The sequence below is a fragment of the Mesorhizobium sp. WSM3866 genome, assembly GCF_002294795.1.
GTDB lineage: Bacteria > Pseudomonadota > Alphaproteobacteria > Rhizobiales > Rhizobiaceae > Mesorhizobium.
In genome coordinates this window covers 110,414-125,306 of record NZ_NSGC01000013.1, presented here as the reverse complement: position 1 = coordinate 125,306, position 14,893 = coordinate 110,414, and the positions used below count along the sequence as shown (strand labels likewise).

General features: G+C 63.2%; 14 protein-coding genes. 8 read left to right on the top strand and 6 right to left on the bottom strand.

All coding sequences use genetic code 11. The features are described 5' to 3' along the window. Positions 1-89: 89 nt before the first annotated feature. From CK222_RS25570 to CK222_RS25535, 8 genes are all read left to right on the top strand, one after another. Positions 90-761 (top strand): M15 family metallopeptidase, encoded by a 672-nt coding sequence (locus CK222_RS25570; RefSeq protein WP_245433259.1) that lies wholly within the window; start codon positions 90-92, stop codon positions 759-761. A gap of 211 nt (positions 762-972) precedes the next feature. Next, positions 973-2,001, top strand: a complete 1,029-nt coding sequence (locus tag CK222_RS25565) for a sulfate ABC transporter substrate-binding protein (protein ID WP_095802332.1) — start codon at positions 973-975, stop codon at positions 1,999-2,001. Positions 2,002-2,110: 109 nt separating this feature from the next. Next, the gene (gene cysT / locus CK222_RS25560; protein WP_066990552.1) at positions 2,111-2,962 is read left to right on the top strand and encodes a sulfate ABC transporter permease subunit CysT; all 852 of its coding nucleotides are present in this window, start codon (positions 2,111-2,113) and stop codon (positions 2,960-2,962) included. Beyond that, the gene (gene cysW, locus CK222_RS25555; protein WP_067328919.1) at positions 2,955-3,839 is read left to right on the top strand and encodes a sulfate ABC transporter permease subunit CysW; all 885 of its coding nucleotides are present in this window, start codon (positions 2,955-2,957) and stop codon (positions 3,837-3,839) included. The genes cysT and cysW overlap by 8 nt, the downstream gene beginning before the upstream one ends. Before the next feature lie 52 nt (positions 3,840-3,891). Further along, a complete protein-coding gene (locus tag CK222_RS25550) occupies positions 3,892-4,932 on the top strand; it encodes a sulfate/molybdate ABC transporter ATP-binding protein (protein ID WP_095802331.1) in 1,041 nt (346 codons plus the stop codon). A 201-nt stretch (positions 4,933-5,133) separates the two neighbouring features. Beyond that, a complete protein-coding gene (locus CK222_RS25545) occupies positions 5,134-6,123 on the top strand; it encodes a sulfate ABC transporter substrate-binding protein (protein WP_066990543.1) in 990 nt (329 codons plus the stop codon). A gap of 255 nt (positions 6,124-6,378) precedes the next feature. Further along, entirely contained in the window at positions 6,379-6,828 is a 450-nt protein-coding gene (locus CK222_RS25540; protein WP_013530871.1) for an Rrf2 family transcriptional regulator, read from the top strand. Between the two features lie 95 nt (positions 6,829-6,923). Then, positions 6,924-8,075, top strand: a complete 1,152-nt coding sequence (locus CK222_RS25535) for a hypothetical protein (protein ID WP_095802330.1) — start codon at positions 6,924-6,926, stop codon at positions 8,073-8,075. Positions 8,076-8,158: 83 nt separating this feature from the next. On the opposite strand, the gene CK222_RS25530 is transcribed toward CK222_RS25535, so the two are convergent. The 6 genes from CK222_RS25530 to CK222_RS25505 form a co-directional block, all read right to left on the bottom strand. Beyond that, positions 8,159-8,641 (bottom strand): gluconokinase, encoded by a 483-nt coding sequence (locus tag CK222_RS25530; protein WP_082954084.1) that lies wholly within the window; start codon positions 8,639-8,641, stop codon positions 8,159-8,161. Between the two features lie 80 nt (positions 8,642-8,721). Further along, positions 8,722-9,708: an ABC transporter permease gene (locus tag CK222_RS25525; RefSeq protein WP_095802329.1), complete on the bottom strand. Its 987-nt coding sequence runs from the start codon at positions 9,706-9,708 to the stop codon at positions 8,722-8,724. After that, complete coding sequence (locus CK222_RS25520) at positions 9,705-10,685, bottom strand: ABC transporter permease (RefSeq protein WP_066990536.1); 981 nt, start codon at positions 10,683-10,685, stop codon at positions 9,705-9,707. The genes CK222_RS25525 and CK222_RS25520 overlap by 4 nt, the downstream gene beginning before the upstream one ends. Then, entirely contained in the window at positions 10,682-12,229 is a 1,548-nt protein-coding gene (locus CK222_RS25515; RefSeq protein ID WP_095802328.1) for a sugar ABC transporter ATP-binding protein, read from the bottom strand. The genes CK222_RS25520 and CK222_RS25515 overlap by 4 nt, the downstream gene beginning before the upstream one ends. Before the next feature lie 75 nt (positions 12,230-12,304). Further along, positions 12,305-13,429: a sugar ABC transporter substrate-binding protein gene (locus CK222_RS25510; RefSeq protein WP_095802327.1), complete on the bottom strand. Its 1,125-nt coding sequence runs from the start codon at positions 13,427-13,429 to the stop codon at positions 12,305-12,307. A gap of 295 nt (positions 13,430-13,724) precedes the next feature. After that, positions 13,725-14,753, bottom strand: coding sequence for a LacI family DNA-binding transcriptional regulator (locus CK222_RS25505; RefSeq protein WP_067328901.1), 1,029 nt, complete (start codon positions 14,751-14,753; stop codon positions 13,725-13,727). Positions 14,754-14,893: the final 140 nt, after the last annotated feature.

Sequence of the window (14,893 nt, the reverse complement as noted above, 5' to 3'; positions counted from 1 at the left end):
GCGCCTTTCAAGGGTCGAAAGGCACTTCTCTCGAGGCTTATTGCGAAGCGCACCCGTCCTTCAGCGGGAGCAGCTATTATCCTCCCGCATTGGCTCTCCTGGCTGCCTTCTCCGCCCACGCCGACCCCCTGCCCGCCGGATTCGTCCGGCTCGCCGACGTCGATCCGACCATTCGCCAGGACATCCGCTATGCCGGGCTGGAAAACTTCCTGCAGCGCAAGGTCGACGGCTACGAAGCGCCGGTCTGCATCCTGACCGCGCCGGCGGCGAAGGCGCTGTCCGTCGTCCAGAAAGCAACGACGGCCGAGGGCCTGACGCTGATCGTCTTCGACTGTTACCGCCCGGCACGCGCCGTCGCCGACATGGGCAGATGGACAAGGCAAGGCGGCCCGCCCGACCCGCAGTGGTATCCGAAGGTCGACCGCGGCGACCTCATCTCCGAGGCTATGTCGGCGAACTGTCCAGCCACTCGCGCGGCTCGACCGTTGACCTCGCCGTCGCTGAGCTTGACGAGACAAGCGCGGCTCATCGCGCCTGCGGCGCGACTGACCCCGGCACCCTCACTTCGGCACCGGATTCGACTGTTTCGATCCGGCGAGCGAGACGGCCCACCGCCACCTGCCCGTCCAAGCAGCGGCAAACCGCACGATGCTGCTTTTTGGCCATGCGCGCCGCCGGCTTCCGCAACTATGGGCGCGAATGGTGGCATTTCACCCTCGCCGACGAGCCGTTCCCAAAGCAGCGCTTCGATTTTCCGGTGACCGCCGACTAGGGCACAGGACTTGCCCGGATCGCGGCCGGTTCTAACTAGGCCCGCTGACGAGGAACCACGCTGCTGGCAAGTGAGGAAGATATTTCCTCGACTGGCCGCCCCTCGGCGAAAAATTGCTGCAAGGAGATGAAAAAGGCAACATTGAGTGCATCTAATTTCTATAAATTCGCTAGAGTTCGGGCCGTTCAACGGAGGCGGAAATGACCAACCCTCATTTCGGGAAACTGCTCGGCGCGCTGGTCGCCACATCTGTCCAGTTCGGCTCGCTCGGTTTCGCATTTGCCGATACGACCATTCTGAATGTGTCCTACGACCCGACACGTGAGCTCTACAAAGCCTATGACGAGGCCTTCACCGCGCACTGGAAGGCGGAGACCGGAGAAACCGTTACCATCCAACAGTCGCATGGCGGATCCGGCGCCCAAGCGCGAGCCGTCATCGACGGTCTCGACGCCGATGTCGTGACGCTGGCGCTCGAAGGCGACATCAACGCCATTGCCGCGAAGACGAAAAAGATCAATCCGGACTGGCGCACGAAGTTCGAGAACAACTCGGCCCCCTACACCTCGACCATCATCTTCCTGGTGCGCAAGGGCAATCCCAAGGGCATCCATGACTGGAGCGATCTGGTGAAGGACGGCGTCCAGGTAATCACGCCGAACCCCAAGACCTCGGGCGGCGCGCGCTGGAACTACCTCGCCGCCTGGGCTTATGCCAATGCCAATGACGGCAATGACGAAGCCAAGACCAAGGAGTTCGTCGGCAAGCTCTATGCGAATGTCCCCGTCCTCGATACCGGTGCCCGCGGCTCGACGGTGACCTTTGCGCAGAAGGGGCTGGGCGACGTGCTGATCGCCTGGGAGAACGAAGCCTATCTCGCGCTCGATGAATTCGGCGCCGACAATTTCGACATCGTCTACCCGCCGACCTCGATCCTGGCCGAGCCGCCGGTCGCCGTCGTCGACGGCAATGTCGACGCCAAGGGCACCCGCAAGGTCGCCGAGGCTTATCTGAGCTGGCTCTATTCGAAGGAAGCCCAGATCATCATCGCCAAGAACCACTATCGTCCGGCCAAGCCCGACCTGGTGCCTGCCGAGGATCTCGCCAAGCTACCGGCAATCAAGCTCGTCACCATCGACGATCCGCAATTCGGCGGTTGGAAGAAGGCGCAGCCTTATCATTTCGGCGACGGTGGTATATTCGACCAGATTTACAAGCCCGCCCAATGAAGCATGGCGGCCATAGGCCGGATGAAACCTGATTGGGTCTATTGTACGAGTGCCCGAGCCGAGGCGAAGGGCACTCTGGTCTGAGTAAGAAGGGACGATCCAGAACAGCATGAACACAGCACCCGCCAAGGCGGGGTGGCGGTTCAGACAGCCGAGTGTCATTCCGGGCTTCGGATTGACGCTCGGCTTCTCGCTTGCCTACCTCACGCTCATCATCCTCATTCCGCTTTCGGGGCTGGTCTGGCGTTCGGCCGCGCTCGGCTGGACCGACTTCTGGGCGATCGCCGTCGACCGGCGCACTCTCAATGCGCTGAAGATCAGCTTCGGCACCGCCTTCCTGGCCGCCGCGGTCAACGTCGTCTTCGGCACCATCGTCGCCTGGGTGCTGGTCCGCTACCGCTTCCCCGGCCGACGCATCGCCGATGCGATGGTCGACCTGCCCTTCGCCTTGCCCACCGCAGTCGCCGGTATCGCGCTCACCACACTCTACGCGCCGAATGGCTGGATCGGCCAGCTTCTGATGCCGCTCGGCATAAAGGTCGCCTACACCCCGCTCGGCATCGTCATCGCCTTGGTGTTCATCGGCCTACCCTTCGTGGTGCGCACCGTCCAGCCAATCATGGAGGAGCTCGACAGGGAGGTCGAGGAAGCTGCCGCCACGCTTGGCGCCAACCGCTTCCAGACCATCACTCGTGTGCTCTTCCCGGGACTGGCGCCGGCCATCGTCACCGGCTTCTCGCTCGCCTTCGCGCGCGGTGTCGGCGAATACGGCTCGGTCATCTTCATCGCCGGCAACCTGCCCTTCAAGTCGGAGATCGCGCCGCTCCTCATCGTCATCCGGCTCGAGGAATACAATTACGAGGCGGCGACCGCGATTGCCGCGATCATGCTGGCGCTGTCCTTCGTGATGCTTTTGGTCGTCAACCTCGTCCAGACATGGAGCCGCAAGCGCTATGGCTGATCCCGAGATCAAATCCTACGAACCGCATCACGAAAGCCAGTCGGCCGCGGTGACCGAAAGCAGGCCGGTGCGCTGGGTGGCGATGGGAATAGCCTTCGCCTTCCTCGCCGTCTTCCTGCTTCTGCCGCTGATCGTTGTCTTCCACGAGGCGCTTAGTAAAGGCATCGGCGCCTACACGGAGGCGCTTGCCAGCCCCGACACGCGCTCGGCGATCCGCCTGACGCTGCTGGTGGCGGCGATCTCCGTGCCGCTCAACCTCATTTTCGGCATCTCGGCTGCCTGGGCGATCGCCAAGTTCGAGTTCAAGGGCAAGGCCTTTCTGACCACCCTCATCGACCTGCCGTTCTCGGTGTCGCCCGTCATTTCCGGCCTGGTTTATGTGCTCCTCTTCGGGGCGCAAGGCCTGCTCGGCGCGTGGCTGAAGGCGCATGGCATCGTCATCCTGTTCGCCGTGCCGGGCATTGTGCTCGCAACCATCTTCGTCACTTTCCCCTTTGTCGCCCGCGAGCTGATCCCGCTGATGCAGGAACAGGGCAATGGCGACGAGGAGGCGGCCCTGTCACTCGGCGCCAATGGCTGGCAGGCCTTCTGGTATGTGACGCTGCCCAACGTCAAATGGGGCCTGCTCTACGGCGTGCTACTCTGCAACGCGCGCGCCATGGGCGAGTTCGGCGCCGTGTCGGTGGTCTCGGGTCATATTCGCGGCCTCACCAACACCATGCCGCTGCATGTGGAAATTCTCTACAATGAGTATAACGCCGTCGGCGCCTTCGCGGTCGCTTCGCTGCTCGCCGGTCTGGCTTTGGTGACGCTGGTCTTGAAAACACTTCTGGAGATGCGGTACGGCGCCGAGATTGCCGCGACGCGCGGACATTAGATGCATGCCGCCCGAAACCGCGTAGCATGCATCAACTGATTGAGGGATCTGTATGGAAGTTCGCGTTGTCAACGTGCGCAAGGAGTTCGAGCGGTTTCCGGCGCTCCACGACGTCTCGCTCGACATCAGGTCGGGCGAGCTTATCGCGCTGCTCGGGCCATCCGGTTCCGGCAAGACGACGCTGCTCCGCCTGATCGCCGGCCTGGAGCGGCCGACCAAGGGCGCCATCTTCTTCGGCGAAGAGGATGCTTCGCAGAAGTCGATCCAGGAGCGCAATGTCGGTTTCGTGTTCCAGCATTACGCTCTGTTCCGCCACATGACGGTTGCCGACAATATCGGCTTCGGCCTCAAGGTCCGGCACGGCGCCGCGCGTCCCTCGGCGCAGGAGATCCGCCGCCGCGCCTCGGAACTCCTCGACCTCGTCCAACTGTCGGGGCTGGAAAAGCGTTATCCGGCGCAGCTTTCCGGCGGCCAGCGCCAGCGCGTCGCGCTCGCCCGCGCCATGGCCATCGAGCCCAAGGTGCTTTTGCTCGACGAGCCGTTCGGCGCGCTTGACGCGCAGGTGCGCCGCGAGCTGCGCCGCTGGCTGCGCGAAATCCACGACGCCACCGGCCACACCACCGTCTTCGTTACCCACGACCAGGAGGAGGCGCTCGAACTCGCCGACCGCGTTGTCGTCATGAGCCAAGGTCGCATCGAGCAGGTCGGCTCGGCCGACGAGATCTACGACACGCCGAACTCGCCTTTCGTCTACAGCTTCATCGGCGAATCGAGCTCGCTGCCGGTCAAGGTCGACAATGGCGAGATCTGGCTCGCCGACCGACCGGTCGGCCTGCAGGCGCCGCGTGCGCCGTCGGGAGAGGCCCTGCTCTACTTTCGTCCGCACGATGTCGAGCTGCTCGACGGCTGCAGCGGCTGCATTGCCGGGACGGTCGCCGCCAGCCGCCGCGTCGCCGGCACAAGGCGGGTCGAGCTCGAGATCGGCGGCGAGCGTCAGCGCGTCGAGATCGAGCTGCCGGTCGACCATCCGGCGGCACAGAAGAGCCGGGTCGCTTTCAGGCCGAGGCGCTGGAAGCTTTTCCCGGCCTCCTGACCTATTTGCCGCCTGCCACGTCCAGGCGCCCGGTAGAGGAGCCGCGATGAATCAGGTTGGAAGAAAATCCTACCAAGCGGCTGTTCGGGCGGGAGATTTTCCCGCTGCTCGTGCGTCCCCCGGGCCGCGTGCCTCGCGCAGCCAGGCTTTCCTTTTTATGGTCACACCATAGTTCTGATTGTCTGGAGGAGGACCGTTTTCATGAAGCGCTTATTGCTGGGTATTGCCACGCTTGCCGGCTTCGTCGTCCTCGCGTCCTCCCAAGCCTGGTCGGCCGACAAGCTGCTCAATGCCTCCTACGACGTCGGCCGCGAATTGTTTGCCGACATCAACAAGGCTTTCATCGCTCAGCATCCCGGCGTGACCGTCGATCAGTCCCACGCCGGAACCTCGGCGCAGGCTCGTGCCATCGCGGAAGGTTTGGCAGCCGACGTCGTCACCTTCAACCAGGTCACCGACGTCGATTTCCTGGTCAAGAGGGGTCTGATCTCCGCGGACTGGCAGAAGGATTTCCCAGACAACGCATCGCCTTTCTATTCGCTGCCGTCCTTCCTTGTTCGTGCTGGCAATCCCAAGCACATCAAGGACTGGAACGATCTGGTGCGTGACGACGTGCAGGTGATCTTCCCCAACCCGAAGACATCAGGCAATGCGCGCTATACCTATCTCGCTGCCACCGCTTACGCCAAGGAGGCCTTCAAGGGCGACGACGCCAAGGTGAAGGAGTTCATCGCCAAGCTGTTCGCCAACGTGCCGATCTTCGACACCGGCGGCCGCGCCGCCACCACCACCTTCGTGCAGCGCGAGATCGGCGACGTGCTGATCACCTTCGAATCCGAAACGCGCGGCATCCGCAGGGAATATGGCGACGACAAGTTCGAGCAGGTCACGCCTTCAGTCAGCCTACTGGCCGAATTCCCGGTGGCGATCGTCGATAAGATCGCCGACGAGCACGGCAGCCGCGATCTCGCCAAGACCTATCTCGAATTCCTCTATTCGCCCGAGGGCCAGGACATTGCCGCCCGCAACGGCCTGCGGGCCCGCGACGCAGCAGTGGCCGCCAAATACAAGGCCGAGTTTCCCGACGTGCGCCTGTTGACGGTAGACGAGGTCTTCGGCGGCTGGGACAGGGTGCAGAAAGAGCATTTCGCGGCAGGCGGCTTGCTCGATCAGGCCTATGGCAGCCGGTAGCGCTTACAATCAAAAGAAGTGGAAAGCCGTCATCGCCGTCGGCATCGCCGGCTTTTTCAATCTGGAGCCGGCATCACTTTGCCGGCGAAATCGACGCGGCCAATGTGAAAAACATTACGAAGAATCAACGCGTTTGTGCCTAACCTGTGTCGATGAATTGTTGTGCCAAGCCGCGTAGCGCGGCCAAACTGTCATGATTTGCACACAAACAACCGCCAGATGCAGGCGCTTGGGGTTTGATAAACTGAATCGGGCATGCTGACCAAAAAAGGCAAATATGGCCTCAAGGCCCTCGTGCATCTTTCCGGCCTGCCGGCTGGCCAGCTTGCATTCGTCAACGACATAGCGGTCGCAAACAACATCCCGAAGAAGTTCCTGGACGCCATTCTGGGCGAATTGCGCAATGCCGGCTTCGTCCAGAGCCGCAAGGGCAAGGAAGGCGGCTATCGCCTCGCCAGGCCCGCTTCCGAGATCAAGATCGGCCATGTCGTGCGCGTGCTCGACGGGCCGCTGGCGCCGATCCCTTGCGCCAGCCGCACGCAATATCAGCGCTGCGAGGACTGCGACGAGGCGACGTGCCAGGTCCGCCACATGATGCTGGAAGTGCGCCAGGCGATCGCCGAGGTGCTCGACAACCGCAGCCTCGCCGCCATGCGCGACGCCGACAACGACGATTTCCCGGTCGAACTCACGTCGCAGATCTGACCGCTCAGCCGCGCCGTCTCGCCGTTGGTTGTCTGTCCGCGACAGACGCTGTAAATCGGCTGACGGATGGATCAAGGTTTGGGGGTATCTAACGCATGAGGCTGCCTCGGCTTGGCAAGTCCCGCAGGGCCAACCGGCAACCGTCATCCGCCAGCATCTATCATACCGAGATCATCGCCGACGTTGCAGTGCCGGAGCGCGGCGAGACCGTCCGCTTCTTCAGCCGCAAGCTCCTCCGCCCCGGCAAGTTGCGCAGCGTCTCCAACAAGGATCTGCGCGAAAGCCTGCTATCCATGTTCTATCTCGGGGTGGCGGCGGTGCTGCCGGTGGCCTGGTGGGCGCCGATCTGCGATTGGGTTTCGACGCTTCGACGCAAGCGTCATTTTCGCAAGGATTTCGCGCGGTATGACGTGGCGATCAAAGCGGTGCTTGGCGATGATGCCGACACGCGAAGCCTTTTCAGGGGACATCTCGCCGCCGCGCATCGCCGCCGTCTGATGCTTGCCGCTCATCTGGCGCCTGGCAGGCGCTGGTCGCCGGCGATCCGGCTGGAAGGCATCGACGGCTTGCGCGAGGCCTTGCAGCGCGGCCGCGGCGCCATCGTCTGGTGCGATCAGTTCGTCGCCCAGACCATCATGGGCAAGCGCGCCCTCTTCGAAGCCGGCATCGAAGCGCACCAGGTGAGCGTCAACTTCCACGGCTTTTCGGAAAGCAAATTCGGCCTGCATGTGATCAACAAGCCGCTGGTCGAGGTCGAAAACCGGTTTCTGAAAAGCCGCATCGTCTTTGAGCGCGCCGAAGCCTACCAGGTTACGGCGCGCATCCACAAGACGCTGAAGGAGAACGGAGTCGTGCTGATGACCAACACCATCCACGCGGGATCTACCTTCACCGAGAGCGCCATGGGCGAGCGTGGCTGGACCCACCTCGCCTCGGCGCCGGCGAATTTTGCGGCGCGCGCCGGCGCTGCGCTGTTTGGCATGTCGACCCTGGAGACAGTGCCCTTTCGCGAATACCGGGCGATCGTCAGTCCCGAACTGAAGCCCAACGCTGTCCAGCCTGCATCCCGGCCGGCAAAGGACGTGGCGGCAAAGAACCTCGTTCTGCAAGCGGCCTATATCCTGCTCAAGCGCGACCGGCTGCTGGAAGCGGTCAAACTGCATCCCGAGCAGATGATGGCCTGGTCCAGCGCCAACCGGCTCACCGGACAGCAGGATCAAGCCGCGATCGGCGCCGACGCCGCATAATGCATTTCCCCCAGACGCGCAGCGGTTTTGGGTCAACGACATGCATCAGAACGAAGACTGAAAAGTGCGTCGCCTGAACCTGTTCAGCTCGAGGGGCTTGAGCTCAGTGCTTGCTTAAGGATGGCGGCGACGCTCCGCGCGCCATCCGCCGTCACCGCCGGTTCGTCCGGCTCCGGTTCTTCCAGGGTCGCGAACTGGCTGTCGACCAGACTCGCCGGCATGAAATGGCCTTTGCGCCCCGACACCCGTCGCCGGGCAGTCTCGCGATCGATCTTCAGATAGAGGAAGACGATGCCCGGGCAAAAGCTGAGCAGCCGGTTCCGGTAGCTGCGCTTCAGCGCCGAACAGGCCGCCACCGGCTTGTGTCCCTCGCCGACCGAGGCTGCGATGCGCTCGCCGATGGCATCGAGCCAACCCTCGCGCAACGCATCCGTCAGCGGCTCGCCGCGCGCCATGCGCGCCACGTTTTTCGGCGGATGCAACCGGTCGCCCTCGATGAAGACCGCGCCCAGCGCCTCGGCCAGCGCTTCGCCCATCACCGTCTTGCCGCAGCCGGCGACCCCCATTACGACTATGGCCGGCGCTGACCGGATGTCGTTCAATGGAAACCTCCGACGGCTGTGACCTTACGATCCTTCATCCACAGTCAGCGGCTTGCCGGCGCACGGCCATAGAGCAAAAGCATGGCCACGATCACGACGCCGTAAATGATCTGCCGCCCCGCCTCCGGCATCTGCATGACCGACAGGATCGATTGCAGCAGCGTGATCAGGATCACGCCGGCGACGGTGCCAAGATATGAGCCGCGGCCGCCGAGGATCGAAGTGCCGCCCAGCACCACGGCGGCGATCGACGGCAACAGATAGGCGTCGCCCATCGACTGCGCCGCCTTCGATGCGTAGCCCGCGAGCAGGACGCCCCCGAAGGCCGAGAGCCCGCCGGAGACGGCAAAGGCAATCAGCACCACGCGGCGCGTGTCGATTCCGGAAAGATAGGCGGCGCGCTCACGGTTACCGATGCCGTAAACGACGCGGCCGAAGGAGGTGCGGGTCAGCACGAAAACCATTGCCGCCCCTATCAGCGCCCAGATGATCACCGCGTTCGGCACCCCCGGAATGGTGAAGCCGGTCGCAAGGTAGCGCATCGCCGCTGTCGCCGAATCCTGCGGCGAGAACCCGCCCGTATAGACCACCATCAGCCCTTGCGCGACGGCGTTGGTGGCTAGAGTGATGATCATCGAGGGAATGCGCAAATAAGCCACGCCGACGCCGTTGACGATGCCGATCGCGACCCCGCACAGGACGCCGAACGGGATGGCGAGCGCGACGCCGACCGGACCGTAGGCTGCAGCGGCACAGGCCATCATCGCGCCGGTCGCCACCGACCACGGCACGGAAAGGTCGATCTGGCCGAGCAGGATTACCAGCATCATGCCGGTGGCGATCACGCCGAGGAATGACGCGACCTTCAGCTGCTGCAGGAGATATTCCGGCGAGAGAAAACTGCGCGAATAGAGGCTGCCGAGCAGAAGCAGGATAACGATGCAGGCAAAGGCGGTCGCCACCGCCGGATCGGCGCGGCGGATGAATTTCGGCATGCGGCTGGCGATGCCGCCAAGCGTCGTTTCGCTCACAGGAACCACTCCAGCCGGTTGCGCACCCGAAACAGCGCGAAGGCGCCGAGGCTGACCGCGATCAACAGGATGATGCCCTGGAACAGCGGCTGCCAGAGCGGGTCGAAATCGAAGACGAACAGCAGGTCGCCGATGGTGCGGAAGGCGAGCGCTCCGAAGATCGCGCCAATAGCGCTGCCTTTGCCCCCGAACAGCGAGACGCCGCCGAGCACAACTGCCGCGATCGAGAACAACGTGTAGGCATTGCCGCTCGCATAGGCAGCCTCGCCCGTATAGGTAAAGAAGGTGAGGAACAGGCCGCCAATCGCGGCAAGCAGTCCGGCCAGCGTATAGGCAAGGAACTTGCCCCTGCGGATCGGCACACCCGACATATAGGCTGCCGTTTCGGACGAGCCCGCAGCGTAAGCGGCGCGGCCGAGCTCGGAGCGGCGGAACGGCACCCACACGACAAGCACGACGACGAACAGCGCCATCAGGCTTGCCGGCACGACGCCGAAGAAGCGCCCTGTCAGGAAATCGGCGACGTCCTCGTTGACCGATCCGCCGGGAACCGGTCGCAAAAGCAGCGCGAGACCGAAATAGACGGCGCCCGTGGCTATCGTAGCGACGATCGGCTGCAGGCGCCCGTAGATCACGATGGCGCCGTTGATTGCCCCGCAGACGAGCCCGGTGCCAAGCACAGCCACCAATCCGAACGCCGTCTCGAGACCCGTGCCGATGACGAGCCAGGAAGCCATGCAATTGGTCAGCGTGAAGATCATGCCGACCGAGAGATCGATGCCGGCGGTGATCACAACCAGCGTTTGCGCCATCGCCACGAAGGCAAGCAGAACGCCCTTGTTCGCCGCCGTCTGCACGACATTGGCCGTGAAGCCGGCTGGATGATTGCCGCTGTAGATCGCGAACATGACGATGAAGATGGCGAACGCCAGCAGCGTTCCGCGCTGTTCGGCCAGCCAATAGCGCCAATCCTTCACGCGCCCTCTCCTTGTTCTGCCCGCCCGCTGCCGCCGTGGATATTCAGCGCGCTGGCGATCAGCGCGTGCTCGGTGATATCGGCGCCAACCAGCTCGCGCTTGATGGCGCCGTCATAAAGCACGAGCACGCGGTCGCAGCAGCCGATCAGCTCGTCATAGTCGGTCGAATAAAACAATATCGCGGCGCCGGCGTCGGCGAGCTTACGCATCAGCTGATAGAGCTCCTGCTTGGTGCCGACATCGATGCCGCGCGTCGGATCGTTGAGCAGAATGATGCGCGGCTGCCGCATCAGCCATTTGGCGATCACCACCTTCTGCTGGTTGCCGCCGGACAGCGCCCCGACAGGGATATCGAGCCCCGCCGTCTTGATGGCCAGTAATTCAACCATGTCATCGATCAGCCGCTGCTCGGCGGCACGGTCGATGACGCTGGCCTTGGACAGCCTGTCTAGTGCTGCGAAGGAAAGGTTCTCGCGCACCGTCATGGGCAGCATCAGCCCTTCCGTCTTGCGGTCTTCCGGGATCAGCGCCATGCCGATACGGTCATCGCTGGCGGCTGCCGGGCTGGCAATCGAAACCTTCTTGCCGTCGACCAGGATCTGCCCGGAAAGACCTCGCAGAACGCCGAAGAACGCCAGCAGCAGCTCACGCTGACCCTGCCCGTCGAGCCCGCCCAATCCTACGACCTCGCCGGCCGCAACCGAGAGCGAGATATTGTCCAGCCTATCGCTCCAGGACAGGTTGCGCGCCTCCAGCACAGGAGCCGCAACCGTCTGGGGCCTGGTCGGCTTCGGCGGAAAGATGTGGCTGTATTCTCGGCCGATCATCAGCTCGACGACTTCGTTGTCGCTCTTCGATCCAGCCCGATAGCTGGCAACATTGCGGCCGTTGCGAAACACCGTGCACTGGTCGGCAAGCTCGGAGATCTCGTTCATTCGGTGGGAGATATAGAGCAGCGCCAGCCCTTCCTGGCGCAACCGCTTCAGCACCTCGAAGACCTTCGCGACATCGGCGGCGGTCAGCGCCGACGTCGCTTCGTCGAGGATCAGGATGCGCGGCTTCCTGGCCAACGCCTTGGCGATCTCGACCATCTGTCGTCGCGAGAGCGGCAGGTCCTTGATCAGCGCCAGGGGGTGAATATCGGCGGCACCCGCGCGGGCAAGCGCCTGTTCCGCGAGGCGCCGTTGCGCCTTGCGGTCGATCATGCCGAAGCGTTTCGGCGGATCGGATATGACGATGTTGTCGGCGACGCTCAGCTCCGGAATGAGCGACAGCTCCTGAAAGATGCAGACGATGCCGGCCTGGTTTGCCGCGGCGGGCGAAGCAAATGTCACCTCGCGGCCGTCCAGGGTCATGGTACCTTCATCCGGCGCAACGACACCGGCCATGACCTTGATCAAAGTCGATTTGCCGGCGCCGTTCTCACCGAGAATGGCGTGGATACTGCCGGCCGTGACGGTGAGATCGGCCTTTTCCAGGGCGCGCACGCCGCCATAGCGCTTGGATATGCCTTCCATGCGGAAGAGCGGAGCCGCGCCGTTCATCAGCCCTCCCCAGGCCAGTTCGTGATTGGCATCAAGCGGCCGGCGTCGCGGCTTCCGCGACGCCGGTCCGTCAGACTATTTGTTTTCCTTGGTCTGGCCCATGATTTCCTGCGCGGTGAAATTGATGCCGCAGGTCGGGAAGGAATTGCCGACGAAGAAATTGTCGGACTGATCGGGGAAGTAGTCCTGCCCTGCCTTGAAGTTCGGATCCTCGACGATGGCCAAAGGCAGCTTGACCGACTGCGGCACGACATTGCCTTCGAGCGCGGCAATCGCCGTCTTGATGGCAACGGCAACCTGCGCCGGGCCGGTACCGGCCGACGAACATTTCAGCCCGTCCGCCGCATGCGCCGCGCAGAATTTGCGGAAGCCGTTTTCCGTCTCGCCGCCGAACGGCACGAACGGATGCTTGGCGTCGATCATAGCCTGCACGATGCCGGTATCGCCGCCTTGCCCTGTGATGCCGTCGAACGGTCCGCTGGTGGCGATCGCGTCGGCCGTGGCTTTCTGCGCCACGCCGTCGTCCCACTTGCCGACGACCTCGGTGACGTCCCATTTCTTGCCCGACGCGTTGAGAACCTTGTGAATGCCATTGTGCCGGTCGGTATCGACGGAGGTACCCGCGACGCCGCGCACCTCAAGCACTTTGCCGCCGTTCGGAACGTGCGAGACCAGCCATTTGCCCCACAATTCGCCGAGCCCCTTCTGGTCGACATTGACGTTGATGGCGTCCTTGGTGTCGAGGATGTTGTCGAAGGCAACCAGGATGACACCGGCTTCCTTGGCGCGCTTGATCACAGGCCCGAACGCGGTCGGGTTCTGGGCGTTGACGACGATCGCGTCGAAGCCGGAATCGATGAAGTTATTGATCGCCGAGATCTGCGCCGGCACATCCTCGCCGGTCGATACCACCTTGAATTCCTTCAGCTTCTTGGCGACGTCCGGCTGCGCGGCATAGGCTTTGGCCGTCTGGATCATCTGGATGCGCCAGGTATTGGCGATGTAGCCGTTCGCGAGCGCGATACGATAGGGCCCTTCCTTCTTCGGATATTTGAAGAATTGTGTGTCGGCCGCCCAGGGCGCGAAGCAGTCGGGCTCGGCCGAGGGCCCTTTGACGATTTCCGGATCGGCGATCGCCGACGAGCTCAGCATGACAAATGCAGTGGCGGCAACCACACCGCCAACAAGTGACTTGATCATCAGTATTCCTCCCAGTTGCAGTTCTGCTTGTTGATTAAGTCCTGGCGTTTTGGCCGGCACCTCCTGCCGCATCCAATCGCCTGCCGGCCGACCTTTGCCGCCCGCTGCCTCCTCTTGCCTCGCCTGAGGGCAATTCAGCAAACTATCATATTATACATAATAAACAAGTACGGACTGTTTGCTTATGTATAATAAACAGCGCCTCGCGTCTGCCATCTTATTGCTCGACGCAGAAGATGGTAGCGCTACCATGCAAGGTAGTAAACCGGCATTTGCACAGTCGTCTTTGCGTGTTTCAACGTGCGGTGCTCTCGCGGCGAATGAGCTCGAAACCGAGATCGACAACCCTCTGCTGGGGCCTCCGGCCCGCAATCGCCGCCAGCGCCATCGCCACTGCCTGCCGTCCGATTTCATAACGATGCGTGCGAACGCTGGTGACCGACGGGAACGCCGCCTGCATCATGTCGAGGTCGTTGAAGCCGACGATGCCGATGGCCTTCGGTACCGCGATGGCGGCGCGGCGACATTCGAACAAGACCCCCAGCGCGATATCGTCATTGTTGCAGAAGACGCCGTCGAGCGACGGCATCTTGGCCAGAGCATCGCGCAAAAGCTCGCGCCCGAGCGTCACGCTGGACAGTAGCGGCGTGGTGGTGACCAGGCGGGGATCGAACAGGCCGGCCGACTCCATGGCCGCGCGATAGCCGGCAAGGCGCCGCTGCGAGCGCGGGTCCATGCGCGCGCCGATGAAACCGATGCGCCGATAACCTGCCTCGATCAGGTGCTCGGTGGCAGCGCGGCCACCGTCGAAATGCGAGAAGCCGACCAGCATATCGACCGGATCGTGTCCGGTTTCCATCACTTGCACCACCGGGCAGCCGGCCGTCTCCAGCAGCTTTCGCGACTGCGGCGTCTGGTCGATGCCGGCGACGATAAGCGCCGCCGGGCGCTGCGAGGCGAACAGCTGCAGCAGCCGCTCCTCTTCCAGGCCCGAATAGTGGGTATTGCCCATCTGGATGCGGAAAGGGCTGTCCGAAAGACTGTCATAGATGCCGCGCACCACTTCGGCAAAGACATTGTTGGTGAGCGACGGCACCAGCACGCCGAAGACCTCCGCGCGCGCCGAAGCCAATGCGCGCGCATTGGGGTCCGGGATGTAACCGAGCTCGTCGACGGCGACCTGTATCTGCCGGCGCAGATCTTCCGAGACCCGCCCAGGCTCGCGCAGCGCACGCGACACGGTGATCGCGCCGACGCCCGCCTTGCGCGCCACGTCGGCGATGGTCGGGCGGCCGCCGCCGCGCCGCGAGCGCGGCCTTGTCACCGCCTTGTCCTTTTTGCACGAAAGGAGCGCAGCGGCGAGTTGACGATCAACAGTTTAGCCACAGCAACCATGTTTCGCAGCCCGTCCCATTCTGGTTGGGTCGCGCAGGCCATGGCCGTTGTCAAGCCGACGAATTTTGG